At 62.8% G+C, this 19,716-nt stretch carries 25 protein-coding genes and 1 tRNA gene; 16 read left to right on the forward strand and 10 right to left on the reverse strand.

The window, feature by feature from the left end; genetic code table 11:
• Positions 1-142: 142 nt before the first annotated feature.
• From HMPREF1531_RS04405 to HMPREF1531_RS14395, 9 genes are all read left to right on the forward strand, one after another.
• A tRNA-Ile gene (locus tag HMPREF1531_RS04405) sits at positions 143-219 on the forward strand.
• 226 nt (positions 220-445) lie between these two features.
• Positions 446-868 (forward strand): hypothetical protein, encoded by a 423-nt coding sequence (locus HMPREF1531_RS14100; RefSeq protein WP_016668708.1) that lies wholly within the window; start codon positions 446-448, stop codon positions 866-868.
• A gap of 335 nt (positions 869-1,203) precedes the next feature.
• Positions 1,204-1,920, forward strand: coding sequence for a RelA/SpoT domain-containing protein (locus HMPREF1531_RS04415; RefSeq protein ID WP_016668709.1), 717 nt, complete (start codon positions 1,204-1,206; stop codon positions 1,918-1,920).
• Entirely contained in the window at positions 1,917-2,201 is a 285-nt protein-coding gene (locus HMPREF1531_RS04420; RefSeq protein WP_016668710.1) for a hypothetical protein, read from the forward strand. Before HMPREF1531_RS04415 ends, HMPREF1531_RS04420 begins: the two co-directional genes overlap by 4 nt.
• Positions 2,202-2,435: 234 nt before the next feature.
• The gene (locus HMPREF1531_RS14290) at positions 2,436-2,570 is read left to right on the forward strand and encodes a hypothetical protein (RefSeq protein WP_016668711.1); all 135 of its coding nucleotides are present in this window, start codon (positions 2,436-2,438) and stop codon (positions 2,568-2,570) included.
• Positions 2,571-3,122: 552 nt separating this feature from the next.
• The gene (locus HMPREF1531_RS04425; protein WP_156860171.1) at positions 3,123-4,121 is read left to right on the forward strand and encodes a Tat pathway signal sequence; all 999 of its coding nucleotides are present in this window, start codon (positions 3,123-3,125) and stop codon (positions 4,119-4,121) included.
• A 37-nt stretch (positions 4,122-4,158) separates the two neighbouring features.
• A complete protein-coding gene (locus tag HMPREF1531_RS04430; protein ID WP_016668713.1) occupies positions 4,159-5,247 on the forward strand; it encodes a glycoside hydrolase family 76 protein in 1,089 nt (362 codons plus the stop codon).
• 118 nt (positions 5,248-5,365) lie between these two features.
• The gene (locus HMPREF1531_RS04435) at positions 5,366-5,635 is read left to right on the forward strand and encodes a hypothetical protein (RefSeq protein ID WP_016668714.1); all 270 of its coding nucleotides are present in this window, start codon (positions 5,366-5,368) and stop codon (positions 5,633-5,635) included.
• 226 nt (positions 5,636-5,861) lie between these two features.
• Positions 5,862-6,137, forward strand: coding sequence for a hypothetical protein (locus HMPREF1531_RS14395; RefSeq protein WP_198010987.1), 276 nt, complete (start codon positions 5,862-5,864; stop codon positions 6,135-6,137).
• Between the two features lie 302 nt (positions 6,138-6,439).
• On the opposite strand, the gene HMPREF1531_RS04440 is transcribed toward HMPREF1531_RS14395, so the two are convergent.
• The 9 genes from HMPREF1531_RS04440 to HMPREF1531_RS04480 all read right to left on the reverse strand — a co-directional run bounded on the left by HMPREF1531_RS04440 (position 6,440) and on the right by HMPREF1531_RS04480 (position 10,847).
• Positions 6,440-6,808 (reverse strand): hypothetical protein, encoded by a 369-nt coding sequence (locus HMPREF1531_RS04440; RefSeq protein WP_016668715.1) that lies wholly within the window; start codon positions 6,806-6,808, stop codon positions 6,440-6,442.
• Positions 6,798-7,349, reverse strand: coding sequence for an Asp23/Gls24 family envelope stress response protein (locus tag HMPREF1531_RS04445; protein WP_016668716.1), 552 nt, complete (start codon positions 7,347-7,349; stop codon positions 6,798-6,800). Before HMPREF1531_RS04445 ends, HMPREF1531_RS04440 begins: the two co-directional genes overlap by 11 nt.
• Entirely contained in the window at positions 7,346-8,002 is a 657-nt protein-coding gene (locus HMPREF1531_RS04450; RefSeq protein ID WP_016668717.1) for an RNA polymerase sigma factor, read from the reverse strand. The genes HMPREF1531_RS04445 and HMPREF1531_RS04450 overlap by 4 nt, the downstream gene beginning before the upstream one ends.
• On the reverse strand, positions 7,992-8,639 hold the full coding sequence (locus HMPREF1531_RS04455; protein ID WP_016668718.1) for a hypothetical protein: 648 nt from the start codon (positions 8,637-8,639) through the stop codon (positions 7,992-7,994). The genes HMPREF1531_RS04450 and HMPREF1531_RS04455 overlap by 11 nt, the downstream gene beginning before the upstream one ends.
• Before the next feature lie 13 nt (positions 8,640-8,652).
• The gene (locus HMPREF1531_RS04460) at positions 8,653-9,201 is read right to left on the reverse strand and encodes a DUF6286 domain-containing protein (RefSeq protein WP_016668719.1); all 549 of its coding nucleotides are present in this window, start codon (positions 9,199-9,201) and stop codon (positions 8,653-8,655) included.
• Positions 9,198-9,614, reverse strand: a complete 417-nt coding sequence (locus HMPREF1531_RS04465; protein ID WP_016668720.1) for an Asp23/Gls24 family envelope stress response protein — start codon at positions 9,612-9,614, stop codon at positions 9,198-9,200. The genes HMPREF1531_RS04460 and HMPREF1531_RS04465 overlap by 4 nt, the downstream gene beginning before the upstream one ends.
• A gap of 2 nt (positions 9,615-9,616) precedes the next feature.
• Complete coding sequence (locus HMPREF1531_RS13850) at positions 9,617-9,793, reverse strand: hypothetical protein (protein ID WP_009395758.1); 177 nt, start codon at positions 9,791-9,793, stop codon at positions 9,617-9,619.
• A 32-nt stretch (positions 9,794-9,825) separates the two neighbouring features.
• Positions 9,826-10,302: an Asp23/Gls24 family envelope stress response protein gene (locus HMPREF1531_RS04475; RefSeq protein WP_016668721.1), complete on the reverse strand. Its 477-nt coding sequence runs from the start codon at positions 10,300-10,302 to the stop codon at positions 9,826-9,828.
• Between the two features lie 287 nt (positions 10,303-10,589).
• Positions 10,590-10,847, reverse strand: coding sequence for a GlsB/YeaQ/YmgE family stress response membrane protein (locus HMPREF1531_RS04480; RefSeq protein WP_016668722.1), 258 nt, complete (start codon positions 10,845-10,847; stop codon positions 10,590-10,592).
• Between the two features lie 155 nt (positions 10,848-11,002).
• Between HMPREF1531_RS04480 and HMPREF1531_RS14295 the strand changes: the two genes are divergently transcribed.
• On the forward strand, positions 11,003-11,128 hold the full coding sequence (locus HMPREF1531_RS14295; RefSeq protein ID WP_016668724.1) for a hypothetical protein: 126 nt from the start codon (positions 11,003-11,005) through the stop codon (positions 11,126-11,128).
• A gap of 81 nt (positions 11,129-11,209) precedes the next feature.
• Positions 11,210-13,036 carry a BCCT family transporter gene (locus HMPREF1531_RS04490; RefSeq protein ID WP_016668725.1) on the forward strand — a complete coding sequence of 609 codons (1,827 nt, stop codon included), beginning with the start codon at positions 11,210-11,212 and terminating at the stop codon, positions 13,034-13,036.
• 58 nt (positions 13,037-13,094) lie between these two features.
• On the opposite strand, the gene HMPREF1531_RS04495 is transcribed toward HMPREF1531_RS04490, so the two are convergent.
• Positions 13,095-14,567 carry a sodium:proton antiporter gene (locus tag HMPREF1531_RS04495; protein WP_016668726.1) on the reverse strand — a complete coding sequence of 491 codons (1,473 nt, stop codon included), beginning with the start codon at positions 14,565-14,567 and terminating at the stop codon, positions 13,095-13,097.
• 346 nt (positions 14,568-14,913) lie between these two features.
• On the opposite strand from HMPREF1531_RS04495, the gene HMPREF1531_RS12810 reads away from it, so the two are divergent.
• From HMPREF1531_RS12810 to HMPREF1531_RS04520, 5 genes are read left to right on the forward strand one after another with little or no spacing between them, the layout of a single operon-like run.
• Complete coding sequence (locus HMPREF1531_RS12810) at positions 14,914-15,585, forward strand: SAF domain-containing protein (RefSeq protein WP_016668727.1); 672 nt, start codon at positions 14,914-14,916, stop codon at positions 15,583-15,585.
• Positions 15,585-16,490 carry a hypothetical protein gene (locus HMPREF1531_RS04505; RefSeq protein ID WP_016668728.1) on the forward strand — a complete coding sequence of 302 codons (906 nt, stop codon included), beginning with the start codon at positions 15,585-15,587 and terminating at the stop codon, positions 16,488-16,490. The genes HMPREF1531_RS12810 and HMPREF1531_RS04505 overlap by 1 nt, the downstream gene beginning before the upstream one ends.
• Complete coding sequence (locus HMPREF1531_RS04510; protein ID WP_016668729.1) at positions 16,487-17,920, forward strand: CpaF family protein; 1,434 nt, start codon at positions 16,487-16,489, stop codon at positions 17,918-17,920. Before HMPREF1531_RS04505 ends, HMPREF1531_RS04510 begins: the two co-directional genes overlap by 4 nt.
• Positions 17,917-18,777 (forward strand): type II secretion system F family protein, encoded by an 861-nt coding sequence (locus HMPREF1531_RS04515; protein WP_016668730.1) that lies wholly within the window; start codon positions 17,917-17,919, stop codon positions 18,775-18,777. Before HMPREF1531_RS04510 ends, HMPREF1531_RS04515 begins: the two co-directional genes overlap by 4 nt.
• Entirely contained in the window at positions 18,770-19,678 is a 909-nt protein-coding gene (locus tag HMPREF1531_RS04520; protein ID WP_016668731.1) for a hypothetical protein, read from the forward strand. Before HMPREF1531_RS04515 ends, HMPREF1531_RS04520 begins: the two co-directional genes overlap by 8 nt.
• Positions 19,679-19,716 lie beyond the last annotated feature (38 nt).

The raw sequence follows: 19,716 nt of genomic DNA on the forward strand, positions 1-19,716 counted from the left end.
CCCCACCCCTTGGTGTTTTCTGGTCGTGAAACCCTTGTGACAAGGTAAGTTGATGCTCTTGGCTGGGGGATGATGATGATTTGTCGAAGTAGGCCGGATGGGGTAACGTAACTCGTCGTCGCCGGTGCTCCGGTGATGGTGCGGGCCTATAGCTCAGTCGGTTAGAGCGCTTCCCTGATAAGGAAGAGGTCACTGGTTCAAGTCCAGTTAGGCCCACCACCTCGTGGGGTCGTTTTTTACCGGTCCACTACTTATTTCATCGTTCTGCCGGGAGTGAGGCGGGGTTCTGAGCTGGGTTGTGCCCGGTTCGCACTCAGAACATGACATACAGCTCTTCGCTGAGCTTTTACCGCTCTGATTACCCGATGGCTGAGAGCAGGACGGTAGACAGGCAAGCAGCGGCATAGGCCATCATCACTCTCCCGTGCCTTGCATAATTAATGTTATGAAGGTGAGGTTCACGCAGGCGGCTCGCAAGCGCTGCAAACGGCGTGCGCATGCACGTCACGTGCTCGCCACGGCGATTCCGGTTTCCATCGAGACGAGCAAGGGCGAACCTGGCTGGCTGTACTTCGGCGTCGATGATCGTGATACTGAACTCGAAATAGTGGCGGTTGAAGGCGCTGATGGTTGTCTGCTTGTCGTTCACGTGATGCGATCGCGCTCAGAAGGAGTTGACAAGAAGCGCACCCCACCGAGGATCACCACCGACACACCCATTAGCCCCGATGTCAATCTGGCCACCGAGGAGGTGCTGCTACCCAACGGCCGTCGCTTGACCCAGGAAGTGGTGGATGAACTGGTTGAGGCCGCCCATGCGACCCCTGGGAGGCCTTTATTGACCGCGCCCGGTACGCATTCGCTGTAGGTTACCGTCCGGCTGTCGGCCGAACTCGTCACTAGGTTGCGTGCTGAAGCAGCTCTGAATACACCGGGCTGCGTCGCTCGGACATCATCCGGGAAACGTTGATGGATCGGCTTGCTGGCTGACACCCACTCATGCTGCACTCCTCAAGATTTTTCCGTTCACGCCCAGCTTTGCTAGCGAGAGCTTGGGCAGTCGTGAGAGTTCTGGGACAGTCCTGGTACCGAGTCGCAAGATCTTGACGATCACCGGTAGTAGCGCTGCGATACGCTTTCGTCGTGTTGCACTGGGGCGGCGCCGTCTGCAAAGGGCTGTCTCCTGGACGCGAAGGAAGAACCGTGAGCGTTGAATTCGGCAGCAGCCCATCGAAGAGCCAGGTGGAGAGGGCTGGCAAGCAGCTGCGCCGGATCAAGCGTGGTGAGGCTGACGAGACGCTGCTCGAAGGATGCCTGGATGTCATTGAGAGGTATCGGCAGACCTATGTGAAGCCAATGATCGCCTGCAACGTCGCCATGCGCAGGTTCACGGATGCCCTTGCCATTGAGGCTACCGTTACCCAACGGCTCAAGCGGATGAGCACCATTGTGGAGAAGCTCACTGGGCGTGAGTCTCAAATGAACTTGGCCAACATGCGAGACATCGCAGGTGTCCGTGTTGTGGTCCGCGAACTGGGTGACCTGCGCAGACTCCAAGACTACATCGAGCAGCGCCGTAGATCTTCGGGTGTTAAAATTATCGACTACGTTGAGGACCCGCGAAGCAGTGGCTACCGCGCGGTGCATCTCATCTGCGACTATGGCACCGAACCTTCTAGGCCGGTGGAGATCCAGCTGAGAACCATCGTGATGCACCAGTGGGCAGAGATGGTTGAAGGAGCCTCCGACATGCTGGGCTTCAACTACAAGCAGGACGGGAACAGCTCGTTCCATCAATGGGCAGTCTTACTATCCCGTGTGTTTGCGGCAAGAGAACTTGACAAGATGGCCGATGTGACTTCCAATGAGTTGGAAGATGCTTGGAAGGCGATGTTGCAAGACAAGGGAGGCGAGTTGTGACCACCGAGAGTGACATCAAGAACTTCCTGCTCGTCTACAACCGACGGACAGGGACACTAGAAGAACGGCTCAGTTTCGGAAACGATGCCGACGCAGCACTGGCACGGTATCGAGATTTAGAGCGCGAACACAGAAGCGATAGAAGCTACGACATCGTCCTCGTGGGCGCCGACTCCATCGACTCCGTGATGATCACCCATTCCAACTACTTCCTCAAAGGCGAGCAAGATCTCGAGGGGTACCTGCAGTCGATGCTTGACGCCTCTGGCGTCTCTATGTAGGTACCGGAAACCCGTAGCCAGCAAATGGTTGCCTGGCTCGCTGGCGCATGTGGTGCGACTTGTCGACACCCGCCGTTAGCGTTGCCCTCATGGTCCGTCCGTGACGGCGATTCGGGGTCTGGCCGCGACGCGACACGTTGGAATCTCCGTCACCTGCGTCCCTCGCCACGAAAAGGTCACCGCTAGGGCGATCATGAAGCAGTTCGGCGATCATGAAGCAGTTCGGGAAGGCAAATGACCACGATCAATGCCATCGCCACGCGCTTGGGTGACTGGTGGGCTGCCGAGTTCATCAGTCCTCAAGAACACCGGCTCACTCAGGTCAAACGTCTTGACCAGGCTCCTGCCATGAGTCGCAGGCATCTGTGAGATGGACGAGATCGGCGAAGATCAAGTTCACTCATCTGGGAAAACACTGAAACAGTACCATGCCGTGACCAAAGCCGCAGAGGATGCGTCCTCGTGTGCTTTGCGGCCCACATACCGAACCAATCTGGCCTATCAATGCGTGACTCGAGATGCTCATGGGAGTATCGCACCAGCGGGCCTCGCAGCTGGGCAACAGTTGAATTGAGGATCATTGTTTTGACCATTGCGACGTTCGGGAGGCTATGGCTCAGTACCGAATTGGGTGAACTTACGTCTGGGCAGTGTAGTTTTGATATGGGCTTTCGGACGTGAGATTAGGGAAACCTTTAATGGTAACTGCGCACCTACGGTGCTGGTGATGCTTTCGTGAATCCATCCCTATGAAATGACGCCCACGGCACCACACGATCATGTAACCGGAGTATGGGTTCCAGTAGCAGCCAGATGACCAAACAATGATTCCAACACCTCCGGGCCTAGTCACGGACGTGGGCTGAAAAACCAGGTCGGTACCGGGCAACGGTTGACCCCATGACCGTTTACGGTCGGGACATGAGGAATACGTCAAGGATACTGACCGGACTGCTCATGGTGTTGCTCGCCGGAGGTTGCGCAGCACCTTCCCCCACAGCGACGAATCAGCTTGCCGGGACCTCCGTAGACATGGCCGCGCACCAGCCCGCCGAGGTTGGTACCCCGACCAAGCACGAGATGCTGCGCGGGGTTACAGTCGACACCGTCGACAACCTGGATGCCATCGTCGCGGCGGTCGATGCCCTCCCCGAAACCCCCACAGTACGCATCGTCTTCGATCCCAAAAATGGCCCGGAGTACTACGCCGCTGCGGTCGCCGCTTTGAAGGAACGCGCCTTTCTCATGGGTGAACTCCTTGATTCAACAGGGATTGCCTCCCTCAATGTCGACCAGGTGAGAGCCCGAGCCGAGGCCTACTACGCGGCTTTCGGCGACACGATCGACATCTGGGAAGTGGGCAATGAACTCAATGGGGAGTGGGCTGGTACCGGCCCTGCCGAGATTAATGCCAAGGTGACAGCCGCCCACCGGGTGATCAGTGATCACGGCGGCACTACCGCGATCACCCTGAACTACTGGTCTAGCTCCGACTGCTACTCCCAGGACTGGGAAAAGACAATCCCCTACGCAGAAACGATTCCCGCCCAGGTACGTGAGGAGACTGACTACCTTCTGCTCAGCGCCTACGAAACCGCCTGCAAACCACCACAGCACCCCACCGCATCCCAAATCGCCGAGACCCTCGTCGCACTGGGCAAGATCTTCCCCAACGCGGATCTGGGCATCGGCGAGATCGGTGCCCAAGGTACTGAGGATGATCTTCCCAAGGATCCCACCCTTGCCGAGAAGAAGGCCATCGCCGAGCACTGGATTGGCATGAATGACACGTTGAAGTCACGTGTCGGGGAACGATTCGTTGGTGGTTGGTTCTGGTGGTATTTCTGCCGCGATGCGGTCGCCCGCCCGCAGAACGACACCCTGCTACCCACCTTGATCCGGCTGCTCGCCGGTCTGTGAGGCCGCTACTGGGTACTCGAGGCAATAGGCTGGATAGGTGAGCCCCAGCAACGCATCGAACGACCCCGGCACCTTCGGTGAACGTGCAGAAACAGCCGAAAAGACGGTGTGCCGGAGATATGTGCGCAGGCTGTGGGCGCTTCCCGGTACCCGGATGGGTGTTTCACGCATGCCATCCACCTCTCGCCAGCGGCTGTTCTTGCGCTGGGACTACTGGTGGCAGGCGCACCTGCTCGACTGTTTGGTCGACGCCCAATTGCGCGACCCGGCACCATCGCGTCGCACCCTGGTGGTGAAGCTGGTGCGCGGCTCCCTGATCCGCAACGGCTTTACCCGCACCAACAACTACTACGATGACATGGCCTGGTGGGGGCTGGCTTTGCAACGTGCCAACCAGGTCTTCGGATTGAGTGCTGACGTCGGCCCGATCCTGCGCGCCTGCGAGGCGGCCATCGGTCCGGAAGGAGTTGTCCCGTGGCGGCGCGGGGACAATTTCTTCAACACCCCAGCCAACGGTCCGGTGGCGATCATGCTGGCCCGCGACGGGCAGATACCTCGCGCATCCCGGATGAACGAGTGGCTGCGGGCCAATATGCTGCTTGATGACGGGTTGCTGGCCGATGGGCGCGTTGGCACCCCCTCCGACGGGCGCCTGGTCACCGACCGGTGGACCTACACCCAGGGCGTGGGGATGGCTGCCGAACTCGTGGCCGGTGACGAGAATTCCCCACACCGCATCGCTGGGCTGGTCGACGCGGTATCCACCCAGCTCGCCCGTGACGAGGTCTTGCATGGTGCCGGGGGTGGCGACGGTGGCCTGTTCGCCGGAATCTTGGCCCGTTATCTTGCCCTGGTCGCCGTCGATCTTGACGGTGACGACCCCCATATCGCGCGCACCAGACACCGCGCTGCAGGACTGGTGCGTACCTCCGCGGAAGCTGCGTGGCGCAATGCCGACCATACCGGTGGCACTCCGGTCTTCGGCCCCGATTGGTCACAACCCGCCGGGGAACTGCGCGCGGCACCGGGACCGGTCGAGGATCTCTCGGTGCAATTGTCGGGGTGGATGGTGCTTGAGGCGGCAGCCATGCTCGATTCCCGGTCGGTTCCATGGGAGAGACTGTGAAGTTGATGCGCGCCTGGTGTGCACAGCCGACTGGACGCGGGCAATCCCCCGCATGGGAACGGTCCAGGTACCCGAACCCCGGCATGCTGAGCACCCTTGATGCCGAGGAGGATTGACAATGAACGAATCATTCGAGCGGGCCACGCCAGATCTGCGCATCATCGTGCTGGCCCCACACGATCTCCCCGCCGAGGCTGCCACTTGGCCTCCGGAGAAGGTGACCATGTACTGGCTCAGTGGCCAGCCGCAGGCCTGGAGGGTCCAGGTGCGCCCCTGCCAGTCCCACACTGGTGAGCCGGGGCAGTGGATGGAGATCGACGAATCCACCGCGCAACGACTACACGACTGCTCCGAGGTTGAGCTTGCCGATCTGGTCAGCGGCTGGTGAGCCGAATCACAGGCCCCACCATCGCAGCATTCGGGAACACCGTGAGGGAAAATCACACCCAAGTACGCACAGGTGCAGATTCTGCTCTGATACGGCAGTGAACTGTGGTGGGATTTCGTCAACTGACCACAAGAGTTGATCATTTTCGGGAAGGTTTCTGTCCCGATCTCTTTCTGATGCGATGTGGCTAGGTGTTTTGTTTGTCTTTGTGGGAACCGGGAATCAAATGAGCGGCAGCTCTCATGAACGCGGTCATCCTCATTGCGGGCTCAGTGCCAGCAACTCGGGCCTGTACGCCTTGACCCACATGCTGCACTCGATGGCCCTGCAGGGGCAGGCACCGACATGGTTCGCCTACGTCAACCGCCACGGGTCTCGGTGCGTGCCTGTTTCGCTTCCGGCGCACCTACGTGCTCCAGGGCAGACTGCTCTCTCAGGTGCCCTGCTCCCGCTGGGTCGGTCCTGGCCTTTCACTCTGTGCGCACTGGTGAACCTGGGTTAGAAATACGAAGCGGTCTTCAAGGGTTAGCTGCTGGAGGTGCTCTCCTCCTACATCGGCCTGCCGGTCTTCGGGGGCATCTGGCTAGGACACCCTATGGGGACCGGATTGCGCATGGTGCGAGGATGCCGACATCTTTGGCGCCGTCGTTCGTGAGCGCCGCTGATCCCGGCTGAACCCCGCTTCTGCTGGGCTCGTATCCTGAACCCCATGATCGACATCGGGGCGCCGATCATCTGACCGGTGCCCCGACGTCGACTCGCGCTGGAACCTGCACGAGAGTGGAGCTGCTGTGGGCTGGCTACCTACAGCAGGGACTGGACCCGTACCGTGACCCGAGGCGCTCTTTGATCCCCGATGCAGGAGTCGGAGTCCTCACGAGCCTCGGATGCGTCGTCGCTGTCGCCTGCCTGCGACAGGGAGCGAATGATGGTCTCCTGGACATCGCGCACGATATCCTTCACGGGCCTGGAGTCGTCGATGCCGATCTCGATTACGACCCTACGCGAGCCCTCCTCGACGATCACTCCGAAACGGGCCTGCTGAGGATCCTGTTGCCGGATGCGGCTGCCGATCGCCCTCAACGTGCTGCCTATCCCCGGCTCGATTCCTCGTACGCCGGGGACAGCAGTGACCAGGTGGGCCAGCTCGGCCGCTGAGAGGCTAGTTGTCATCGTGGAGATCCTCGATGTGGACGTTGACGGTCGGGGACACCCCTAGGTTCTCACGGCAGGTTGCTCGAACGGCGTCGCGGACTTGCTGGGCGAGCTGCGGCAGGCTGCCCACGTTGACGTGGGCGGAGATCCGGCAGGTGATGATCTCCGGAACCCCCACGCCGCGGTGGTCCTCACTTGAGGGTGCGTACTCGAAGGAAGACCGTAGGGCGCGCGCACCGGGCACGCAGTCCACGGCGTGTCGTCGGATGAGCGCTCGCAGCGAGAACTCGGAGATGCTGTAGGGGCCCAGATCGGTCGCGGGCATCTCCACCTGGGCGCCGTGACGGGTCTCGGCGAGGATGGCGTCCATCAAATGGCGCTGCGGCATGACCGAGGCGCTCGCCTGAGACTCCAGTCGGTCCCACTCCTCATGCAGGGATGCGATCATACGCAGGTACTCCCGCGTGTCCGCGTCGTCCTGCTCATGAGACGGGGTGAACGACCTGGCCGACGCCGTCAAGCGTCGGACGCTGTGTGAGAGCTGATTGTCGGTGCTCATGCCCACTCCTTCATCTGGCGCATGACGAGAGAGCGGGCACGTGCCAGCCTCCCGCGGACGGTGGAGTCGGTAAGGTTCAGGGTCTGGGCGATCTCTTCGTAGGACAGATCGTCGATTTCTCGGAGTATCCAGACGATGCGCAGCTCGGGCTTCACGGAGGCCAGCAGGTCGGCTAATGCCTTGAGTTGGGCGTTGACCTCGCTGGACTCGACCGGGTCAGCGGTGCTTGTCGATGTCTTCCCCGCCACGGCTCTGGCAGTCTCGAGGCTCTCGGCGTCGTAGGGGTCGGTGGCCTGACGCTGACGCTTGCGCATCATGCTCGTGGCCTTGTTGGTGCAGATCCGCATGAGCCAGCCGCGAAAGGCGGCGGGTTCCTTGATCAGGTGAAGACTGCGCCAAGCCTGGATGAGGGTCTCCTGGACGATGTCCTCACTGTCGTGGCGGTTGCGCACAATCATATAGGAGGTGCGGAACAGGCGCCCCTGATAACGCTCGACGAGTTGCTCGAAGGCGTCGATGTCGCCGTCCTGGGCGCGCAGGACCAGATAGCGGTCCTTGTCATGGGGTGCGGTGGACGACGCGCTCAGGTGCGCGGCGTCGTGTGAACGCGGGCGAGGTATCGACACTGCCTCGCCCTGCGCCTCATGCGTCATCGCCATTCCCGGTGATCTGGGGCGAGTGCTGCCCCGTGACAGTCTGCGAGAAGCGGCGCGAGCTTGAGGAGCGCTCCAGTCGCACCAGGACGTCGACCTGTCTGGGGCTCGTACCCAGGGACGTGGTGACGTCATCCTCGAGCCGACTCCTGAGCTCGGCGACGGCCCATTCGACCTCGCAGTCCTGGGACATGGTGGTCTCCGCCTGAACCCACAGACTGCTCGGGGAACCTGTGACCCACACAGTGCACCGCTTTACCCCGGGGACGTCCTGAATCCGTTCGGACAGGGCCTGTGACAAGACGTCGGGGGCGATGGTGGCCAGCAGGACACCCTCGGAGTCGCTGAGCCTCAGGGGTGAGGCTGCTGCCTTGCGGGGGACCTGCATGGCGAGCAGGACCAGTCCAAAGATGACGGCGAGCACTGACACCAGCGCGACCGTTGGCAGGAGCCAGTGCGCCTGGGGCGCGATGATGCTGTCCACTCGGTCCTGCGCAGTGGCCATGTACGGGGCGGCGTCGGGCCAGGAGTGACCGGCACTGAGACCGGAGGCCAGGAGCCAGGATGACGCTGCTGCGATGATAAGTCCGCAGATGACCAGAACCGTCCTGTTGAGGACACCAGAAACTGAACGCATGATCGTATCTCCTTCAGCTCGTGCGCCTGATCCGCACGCGGCTGCGTGTGATGCCCACGGGCTGGAGCGTCTGCAGGACCTCGTCGGTCTTCTTGCGGGCGGCTTCATGCACAGGGTCGAGGTTGTCCAGGACGCTAAGGACGATGACGTCAACCCGTGAGCGGCGGGTGGTGACGGCGACGGAGTGGATGCCGCCGATCTGCTCGACCTGGGTCCTCACCAGTTTGGCCAGGTCACGGCGCCGCACCGCGGTCTGGCCGGGGACACCGTCGGGGAGGATCTCGACGCGCTCGGGGAGTCCCGGCCACAGGGCCGCGAGGATCATGGCTAGGCCGCACGCGGCGGCAATCCCGGCGGCTGTGAGCACCGCGGCGGAGCCAAGGGTAGTGGATCCGATGGCGTCGAGCGTGGTGAGCGTGCGGTCCGGCCAGGTGCCGGTCACGATCCGGTGTCCCGTCAGCCAGGCGCCCAGGCCTCCGACCGCGAGCAGCAGCAGTGCCAGGACGACACTGGGGGCGCTGCGGGACGGGCGACGAATGAGTTTCGGAACGGGTGCTCTCATTTCAGGCTCTTCCCTACGTGGCTGCTCGGATTGAGCCAGGAGATCTTGATGGTGATCTTGCCGACGCTCAGTCCGGTGAGGTGCTCGACCCGACTGCGCACGTGTGTGCGCAGATCTTCGATGGCGGAGGACAGTGGTATGGGAAAAACCAGGCCGAGGTCCAGGTGGAGGACGGCAGCCTGCCCGTAGAGCTCGCACTGAGCCTCGGGCCGGGAGGCGAAGTTGCGGCGGGCGCCGATTCCCAAGAGCCCGTCGGCGTTGGAGCCGACATTGCCAATCTCATATGCGGCCTTGGCTGCGATCTGGGCGACGACTCGGGCCGGAATGGTGGTGGTGCCGCGCTGGTCCCAGGAGGAATCCTCGTCCTGGGAGAGTCCCGGCTGCGTGATTGCGGGCTGGGTCGCGGTCGCCATCGTCACTTCTTTCGCCGATCCAGGATGCTTTGGACATCGACCCGGCCCTCCAGGTAGAGGCCCACCGCCAATCCGGCCAGGCCGCACAGGGCCACCAGAACGAAGTCGGCGAAAGAGCCGAAGGCGAGAATGGTTCCAAGGAACAGGCCCACCAGGAGGGCCAGGTACGTTGTCTTCATGAGAACTCCTCAGATCAAGGCGTCGGGACGGGTCAGTTGAGGTCGGCGGCCTCGGAGCTGTCGGAGTCGTCGTCGGGCAGGTGGACGTCGGTGACGTTGATGTTGACCTCCACGACCTCTAGGCCGGTAGTGGCCTCAAGCTGCTCGATGATGTTGCGGCGGATGGCGTTGGAGACCTCGACGATGGAGACGCCGTACTCGACCACCACAGTGACCTCGATGGCGGCCTGGGTCTCACCCTTCTGGACGCTGATGCCGCCGGCGACGTTGGTCTGGGCGTTGGGGATGCGGTCGGTCACCGCGCTGAAGGCGCGGCGCACGGCGTTGCCCATGTCGTAGACGCCGGGCACCTCACGAGCGGCCATGCCGGCGATCTTGGCGACGACGTTCTCGTCGATGGTGGTCACGCCGTGCGAGGTCTGGAGGGGGCTGCGGGGGGTTTTATCCTCCTCGGCCTTCTCGTTGCGCTCGCGCTGCTGGCCGGTCTGGGGCATAGTGTTGTTGCTCATTGGAGCCTCTTTCGTTGATCCGTGAAATGGATGGCGACGGGATGTGGTGGTGCGCGGTTCAGCAACTGGTCCGTCAAGGCGCCTCGGTGGCTGCCGTGGTCGGCTCGTGTGAGTGGCCGACTTGACTGACTGGTGTTGCTGCCCGTCATGATTGCCGCGCTTAAAGAAGGACGCCGCGGACTAGGAAATCCTCACGAACTTATTCTGTGGCGTGCGTCAAAAATGGTGAAGTGGGTTGTGTGGAGGCGGTGAGGGCCTCCACACAACCCACTTCAGGGCGCTGAGGGCTACTTGCGGCCGGTGATGCTCAGGTAGATGGAGATCGAAACGATGGCGGCCACGAGGGACAGGGCCCACCTGATCCAATCTATCCCGTCGGTGTGGGCGACGTTGAAGAAGCTGGCTACTGCGCCTCCGATGAATGCACCCACGGCGCCCAGCAAGATGGTCCACAGGATTGAGATGTTCTGATTGCCCCGCATGATGAGCCGAGCGAGGGCGCCGAGTACGGCACCGACGATGATCATTCCGATTAATGACAGCATGGTTTCTTCCTCTGAGAAGGTCCGATGAGATGGAGATGTTCTCCAACCGGACGTTGAAACATTCTGGCGTCGTGTCAGTCAGTCGTGAGATGACACAAGAAGCTCTATTGAGAGACGCCACTGAAGCGTTAATCGTCACGGGCTAGGAACGTGGCATGCGTTACATCGTCGCGGGGCTGGTCTGCCCGTCGGCGGTGAGCTTCGGCGCGGTGAAAGTGCGCACCTGGCGTCGTTCCTCGACTTGCCTCAAGACGGCAGTCGGATTCTGGCTCGGATCATGATTGTGTTCATCCGTCAGGCGGTGATGACCGGTTCGTGAATTATTCTTGTCCTGCTCTTCAACCCGATGAGGAGGGTCATACATGTCATATCAGCCCCATACCAGGTCCAGGGCCGCGAGGGTCGCGACCCAGACGATACGCACGCTTGTCACGGGCGCCCCCACCCCGCGCGAGAAGGCCATCATCCCGGACCATCCGGCACTGGAGCCGTTGCCCGAGGGAATGGAATCCGAGCGCCCGGGCACCCTCGACAAGGTGGTCTTCGGGATCTCGGCAGGTGTAGTCATCGCCTTCGTGCTATGGGGCATCGCCGCCCCTTCGTCGCTGAAGGCCACCGCCGACGCTGGGCTGTCCTGGGTGGTCACCAACATGGGCTGGTTGTTCGCGCTGTCGGCCACCGGCATGGTGTTCTTCATCTTGTGGCTGGCCGCATCGAAGTACGGCAACATCCCCCTGGGCCGCGATGGCGAGACTCCCGAGTTCTCCACCGCCTCGTGGGTGGCCATGATGTTCTCGGCAGGCATGGGGATCGGTCTGATGTTCTACGGCGCCGCCGAGCCGCTGTCCCATTTCGTCACCGCCCCGCCGGGAACTGGCGACGCCGGATCGACCAGCGTCGCGCTGTCAACCACCCTGTTTCACTGGGGCCTGCACCCGTGGGCGATCTACGCCCTCGTCGGGGTATCCATTGCCTACTCGGTGTTCCGTAAGGGCCGCCCGCTGACCATCTCTGGGGTGTTCTCCTCGCTGCTCGGGCGAAATACCTACGGCCCGGCAGGAAAGGTGATCGACGTCTTCGCCATCTTCGCCACCCTGTTTGGTTCGGCCACCTCGCTGGGCATCGGTGCCCTGCAGATCGCCGAAGGAGCCCGCATCGTCGGTTGGGCGGACAACGTCGGCAATGTCTTCTATGTGTTGCTGATCACGGTGTTGACTATCTGTTTCATCCTGTCCGCGGTCTCCGGAGTCGCCAAAGGCATCCAGTATCTGTCGAACATCAACATGGTGCTGGCCGTCGTGCTCGCGCTCTTCGTTTTTGTTCTCGGGCCGACGGTGTTCATCCTCAATCTGTTGCCCACCGCCCTGGGCACCTACCTGCAAGATCTCATGGCGATGGCGGCCCGCACCGGTGCCACCAGCTCCGATGCCTCGGTCTGGCTGGGTAGTTGGACCATCTTCTACTGGGCCTGGTGGATCTCCTGGACTCCCTTTGTCGGTATGTTCATCGCCCGCATCTCGCGGGGGCGGACAATCCGTCAGTTCATCGCCGGGGTGCTGCTGCTGCCCAGCGCGGTGTCCCTGGTGTGGTTTGCGATCTTCGGCGGTGCTGCAATCCACGCGGAACAGTCCGGTGCCGGAATCTCCGAGGCTGGCTCCTCGGAGGCCACGCTATTCGCCCTGCTCGACACCATGCCGTTGTCGGTGATCACCTCGGTGATCGTCATGATCTTGGTGGCGATCTTCTTCGTATCGGGCGCCGACGCCGCTTCCATCGTGATGGGCACCATCTCCGAGAACGGCACCATCGAACCCCGCAGGTGGACGGTCATCTTCTGGGGTGCCGCCACCGGTGCCGTCGCCGCGGTCATGTTGGTCGTCGGCGGCTCGGATGCCCTGAATGGTCTCCAGTCGGTGACCATCATGGCGGCCCTGCCATTCCTTTTCGTCATGCTAGCGATGGCTGTGGCCCTAGTGCGTGACCTGTACACCGATCCAATGATCGTGCGCGGCCGCTATGCACGCACGGCCATCGAAGCCGCCATCGTCGAGGGCGTCTCGCAGCATGGCGACGACTTCGCCCTGGCCGTGGCCCAGACCCCGCCAGGTGCCGGCGTGGGTGCAATGATCGACGAGGCCCACAAGACCGGTGAGATCCCGGCGGCGCAAGAAGATCCTGCGGACGAGTGACCTCACGCAACGGGCCCGCGGTGGGAATCCGCCGCGGGCCCGTTGTGCTTTGTCAGTCCTAGAATTCGTGGCCGTCTCCGTCGACATCACCGTCGATGATCACCGGAGTGTATTGGCCGCGGCCATGGTAGCGCCGCCAAGTGATGAAGGACTCACCCAGCAGGAATAGGGTGATCGCTGCGCCCAGGGCCTTGGCCCACACCGGCTCGGCAAAGAACAGGCAGACCATCGCCATCAGGGTGGGAACCAGGAAACGCAGGGTCCAGCCGATGTAGCCGCCGAAGGACGGCATCGCCACCCCGCGCTCCTCGGCGACGGCTTTCACCATGAAATTCGGACCGTTGCCGATGTAGGTGATGGCACCGCAGGAGACCGAACCCACCGAGATCGCCTCCAGCCAGTACACCGGAACACCAGTCGCCACCACCCGGGCGACGCCGGGCAGCACACTCGGGTCATTGCCGAGCACCGAAGCCATCTCGAAGAAGGTGGCGTAGGTGGGGGCATTGTCTAAGAAGGCGGACAGCGAACCGGAGAAGACATAGAAGGTGATGGTGTTGAGCGGCAGGTTGTGGGCCACCTGGCCGAGGTATTCCAGGGCTGGGATCATGGTGAGGAAGATGCCGATGAAGATGACCGCCACCTCACGGATCGGGCCCCAGGAGAACTGGTTGTACTCGAAACGTACCTGCTTCGACCCGGTCAGATAGGAGCCCGCGGCGGCGGTGAGGAAGACGATCTCCCGGAAAGGTACATAGGCGGTCCACGCGGCGTGGCCCTCCTCAATGGCGTGCAGATCGGCTGACGGTACCAGCGCGACGGCCGCGATCACCATGGTGAACCAGAAGAACGAGGAGGCTCCCAGGATGCGGATCGGCTCGATCTCCACGTCGTCGCGTACCTTGGCGACGATGTCTTCCTGCGCATAGGCCTTCGTGTCCAGGGCGTAGTAGATCGCCAACAGCATGATATTGATGAAGGCCCACATGGGCAGCAACTGGAAGGTCCAGGTGAATGGCACACCGCGCAGGAAGCCCATGAACAGCGGGGGATCACCCAGGGGGGTGAGCATGCCACCATTGTTGGCTACGACCAGGATCGCGAAGATCACGGTGTGGACTTTTTTGTCGCGTTCCTGGTTGATATTGAGCAGGGGGCGGATGAGCAGCATTGCGGCGCCGGTGGTGCCGATGAACGATGCGATGACCGCACCGATGGCTAAAGCGATGGTGTTGTTGCGTGGGATGGCTCGGATATCACCTTTGAGGAATAACCCGCCGGAGACCACGAACAAGGCGAACAGCAACAAGATGAACTGCACGTACTCGAACACAGCATGACCGACTCGGCCCCAGTTCAGGAGCTGGGCCACCCAGATGGCCGTCGGCACCCCGAGGATGAGGGCGACGCCGAGTTGGAACCGCCAGTCCTCCCACCGGTGGGCGGTGGCCGGAATGAGCGGCATCAAGGCGATGCTGAGCAACATGATGACGAAGGGGATGATTCCCCACCAAGGAACAAGCGCTTCCACGAGTTCTCCCTACAGGGACGGATCTGAATCCGCGACGCCGGTGTCTGACAAAAAATCATGGTATCGGTGGATGGCGCGGGTGGGGCCAGAATGCCCGCGGATTGTCACCACCTTGTCTGGTCACCCGATGCGCTGTTTCCTGTGGGAATTCCTGCCCACGGCTGTGATCAGGCACCATGCGCGGTTGTGGGTGACGTGTGAAAACAGCGGCCGGTGGGTGCCCCGGATACCCCTCTGTGTATCAAGTTGTCCACAAATCCAGTGGACCCATTGTGGGTGCCGCTTGGCGGTGAATATGGTGTTTTTGCTGTGAAAGCCCCCATCAGCAGCGGAAAGGCTCACCTCCATGAGCGTCTCACCCACCGTGATTGCGTCGAGCCGCCGGGCGGGTAACGGTGCTCGGCTCGAACCGGACGCGCACATTCCACACCCTGCCCGCCCGTCGACGCGACGCAACCCGCGCCTTATCATCGCCGGGGTGCTGCTCGTGTGCCTCGGCGCGCTGGGGAGCGCCTGGTTGTGGACCGCGGGGCGCGATGAGGTCGCGATCGTCGTCACCGCTCGCGATATTCCTGCTGGTCAAGTGATTGTCCGTGAAGATCTCACCACCGTGAAGATCGCTGCCACCGTCCAGGTGATGAGGATCCCGGCAACCGACATCGGCACCCTTCTCGGGGCTCGTGCCGCTCGTGATCTTCCCAGCGGGGTGATTATCGACCCATCGGCACTCACCGCTCAGATGGTTACCCCAGGTCGCGCCCATATCGGGCTCGCCCTGCCCGACGGCCGACTGCCCAACCGGCCATTACCGTCCGGTGCCCGCATCCGGGTTATCGGGGTGGACGCTGGTGCCAATGGGGAGGTCACGGTGGATACCCCGGGAATGGTGGTGGCCCCGCCGACCCGCTCCGCCCAGGGAAGCTGGCTCGTCGACGTGGAGGTTGATGCCAGTCAGGCCTCGAAAGTCGCGGCCCTGGCTGCCGCCGACCAGGTGGTGCTCGTGTGGGAGGGAGTCTGATGCCGATCACCTTGGTGACCAGCGCCGGTGGCTCGCCGGGGGCGACGACCACCGCCCTGGGCCTCGCCCTGACCTGGCCGGGAGCGGTGCTTTTGACCGATGCCGATCCTCATCCGATGCAATCGGTGCTTGCCGGATACCTGAGGGGAGCACCGGCCGGTGGGCGTGGGTTGGCTGGCCTGGCCCAGGAATACCGGTCGGGGACAGAGCGGGTGAGCCCCCACGATCAAGCAATCGCGCTGGAGGCAGACGATCACCGGCGTCGTTTTCTGCCGGGGTTTACCCATCCTGGCCAGGCCCGGCTCTTTGAGCCCTTCTGGGACCGGCTGGTACGGGGTTTCGATGATTTTGACGGCGATGTCATCGTCGACTGCGGCCGCCTCGGGCCCGAGGGCCTTCCCAGCCCATTGCTCGCTGCGGCCCGTCAACTGCTGCTGGTCAGTAGGTCGAGTCTCGCCCAAGTGGGTGTCACCAAGGTCTTCTGGGATGAACTGTCCACCGAGACTACCCGCCACGGCACTCTAGCCGGGTTGGTGGTCGTCGGCGCCGGTCACCCCTATTCCGCAGCCGAGATCAGCAAGCACCTGAAGATCCCACTGCTCGGCGAATTGCCCCTCGACACCGCCGTCGCCCAGGTGCTCTCCGATGGGGCGTCACAACCCCGCAAGATGACTGATCGTCCCTTGTGGCGCGGTTATCGTGCGCTTACCACGAGGTTATGCCCGGCGGCTGGGGTGAGTACCCCTGCCCGAAGGGCACGATCCCTTCCCGAGGATCCTGCCGATCCCGGCAGGCCACTGCCGGTGACATCCCATCGTGGCCTTCCAGGGGTCGGAGCTCATCAAGGATTCCGCAACACGGCCCCAGGTAATGCCGGTGACCGGATGGCAGGAGCATCCCGATGAGCCCCCGTATCGACTCCGAGCTGCCCCCACCTCCCCTGGGCGAGGCGCTCTCTGCCCTGCGCCCCTGCCCTCCGGGCATCGGTGGGGTCGCAAACAGCCAGCCGAACCCCACTCCCGAGCGGGAAACCGGAATTGACTGGGCCGAGGTTGTCGCCTTACGACGTGCAGCCTCGGAGAGGATCAACGAAAATACCCAGCACTGGGCTACCGAGAACGGCACGACGATGGCCGAGGCTGATCGCCGGATGATGGGCCGCTCGGTCATCCGTCGCGTCGTGCGCGAACACGCCCAGCGCCTATCGGCGAGCGGGCGGGAGCTGTGGGATCTCACCCTGGAACAGGCATATGCCTCAGCCACCGAGGACGCCATCTTCGGTTATGGGAGGATGCAGCCGCTGTTCGACATTCCCGACGCGGAAAATATCGAAATCCACGGCTTCGACTGCGTCATCGTTCAGTACGGCGATGGACGCAGGGTGCCGCATGCCCCGGTCGCCGATTCCGATGAGGAATTCGTCGATGCGATTCGTTTCCTCGGTGCGACGGCGAACCCACCCCGGGCCTTCGACGATGCCCATCCCACGATGACCCTGGCCCTCGGCGACCGGTTCCGGCTGCATGCCATGGGCTTCGGTATCGCCGACCGCCCGTCGGTGGTGATCCGCCAGCACCTGCTCACCGATGTCGACCTGAATACCTTGTCACACCGCGGATTGATGCCTCTGGAAGTGGCCCGGTTCCTGGCCGCCTGCGTGCGGGCCCACCGCTCCATCGTGATCAGTGGTGACCAAGGCGCAGGGAAGACCACCTTGTTGCGGGGGCTGATCGCCGCTATCCCATCCACCGAACGGATCGGCACCTTGGAAACAGACTATGAACTGCTCACCCATCTGTTGCCCGGACGACGCAACATGATCGCCCTGCAGGCCCGTACCGGGCTGGGGGAGTACCGTGATGGGCGCCGGGTCGGCGAGTACACCGTCGCCGATCTCATTCCCGAAGCGCTGCGGCAGAATCTGTCCCGGGTGATCGTCGGCGAGGTGCGCGGCGCGGAGGCCGGGGCCATGTTCGAGGCAATGCAGTCCGGCGCAGGCACGATGAGCACAACCCACTCCCACTCCGCTTCGTCAACCATGGATCGATTGGCCGCCCGGGCTGCCCAGGGCGGGGTGCTGGATATCAACGACGCCTTCCGGCAGATCGCCTTCAACCTGCACCTGCTCGTGCACATCTGCCTGGTCGACGACACCTGGCGTGGCGGGGTGCGACGTCGTTTCATCTCCGAGATCCGTGAGATCACCGGGGCACTGGAACGTGACCGGCCCGTCACCCATGTGGCCTACCGGGCCGATGCGAACGGGCAGCCGCTGGAATTCCAGCCGAGTGCCACCCTGATGAATGAGCTTGCCCCGGTGTGGAGTACGCCATGAATGCCGCGTTTCCCGCTGTGGCGGCAGCTCTCATCCTGCTAGGTGGGTGCTTGGTGACCGCCGGGATCCGAGGTATTGGGTTGAGGTTTCCCGGTAGGTCTCTGCGGCGAGGCCGCTGGCGGTTGCCCTCCCGTTCGGTGCAGATTCGTGGCGGGGTTGGTTTCGCCGCAGGTGCGGTGATCACCTTGATCACCGGGATCGTGCCCGCGGTGGTGCTGTTGCCGGTGATGGCGGTGATGCTGCCGGATTTGCTCGGGCGCATCCCGCATCCCGACGTCGAACTGCTCGAAGCGCTGGACCGATGGGTGCGGTTGTTGGCGGCTGCGGTCGCCACCGGGAAATCGGTTTCCGATGCCGTCCGCTCCACTCGTGCCCAGGCCCCGCCCGCTCTGGCTGGGGTAATCACCTCCTTCCTAGACCGGCTCGGTGCTCGGTGGAGTGTCCGGGATGCGTTGCTGGCGATGGCCGACGAACTGGATGCCGCGGATGCCGACGCGATCTGTGCTGCCTTGGTACTCATCTCCGAACGCGGCGGAGTTGGCGCGTCGACAACCCTTGATGCGCTCGCCGCGAATATCCAGGCGAGACTTCGCGCACTGCGGGAGATCAACGCCGAACGCGCGAAACCTCAGGTGGTGGTGCGCCAGGTTACTTTGATCACCCTGTGCGGCCTGGTGTTGGTGATGGTCATGTCCCCTGGCTACTTCCACCCCTATACCACCCCACTAGGACAGTTGCTCGGGCTCGGGTTGGGAGCCTGCTATCTAGGGTCGTTGGTGATGCTGCGCAGGCTCGCCCTGCCACCACGCCGGGCACGGATCCTCGTCGTGTCCAGATCGGAGGTGAGCCATGCCTGATCCGAGCCTCGGTGTGGCGGTCATTGCCGCAGCCCTGCTGGCTGGTGGGGTGTGGCTGGTCGTTTGTGGACTGCGCGAGGCCCCGCCTGCTCTTGGCCCGGCATTGGAACAGCTCACCGGCCAAGGCGATGACACTTGGGAAAGTTCCGGGCCTGCCTTGGTGATCGACGAGAGCTCGCGGCTGGAGAATCTTGGTGCCCTTGCCTATCAGAGGCTGAGACTGCCATTACCGGAGCGCACCGTGACGATGCTCACCTTGGAGGGCCGCTCAATCGGTGATTACTTCGTTCACAAGGCCTTCCTCTGCTTGGCCGGGCTGATGCTGCCCTCCTTGGCCACCCTCGTTTTCTCCTTGGTGATTCCCATCGGGTGGTCCCTGCCGCTGGTCGTCGGCTTGGCTGCCGGGATCCTGGGCTGGTTCTGGCCGGATATCGCCCTTCGCTCCTCGCAGACTCGCACCGACAGCGATGCTCGGGAGGCGGTGAGCACCTATTTCGACCTGGTGCTCTTGGAGAGGCTCGCCAACCAGAGTGCCACCGGGGCGCTGGATGCTGCGGCCGGGCTCTCCGACGCCCCGGTGTTCCGCCACATCCGTTCGGCTCTCACCCAGGCCAGGCTGGAGCAGCGTCCCCCGTGGCGGGATCTGCACCGGTGCGCCGAGGAATTGTCCATCCCAGCGATTGCCGATATCGCCGACATCATGCGACTGGAAGACCAGGGCGCATCCCTCGCCGACGTGCTGTCGGCCCGGGTTGCTGAACTCCGCGACGCCCATCTCGGCGCAGAGAAGCAGGAAGCAACCCGGACAAGCGAACGAATGACCTTGTGGATGACCATCCCGGTGATCATCTTCGCGCTTGCGATGCTGATCCCGCCGATGCTGCGGATGGCCTCCGGCTGACTGCCGCTTCTGATGACCGACCCCTGATGAATGGAGAA

The organism is Propionibacterium sp. oral taxon 192 str. F0372 (assembly GCF_000413315.1).
Lineage (GTDB): Bacteria > Actinomycetota > Actinomycetes > Propionibacteriales > Propionibacteriaceae > Brooklawnia.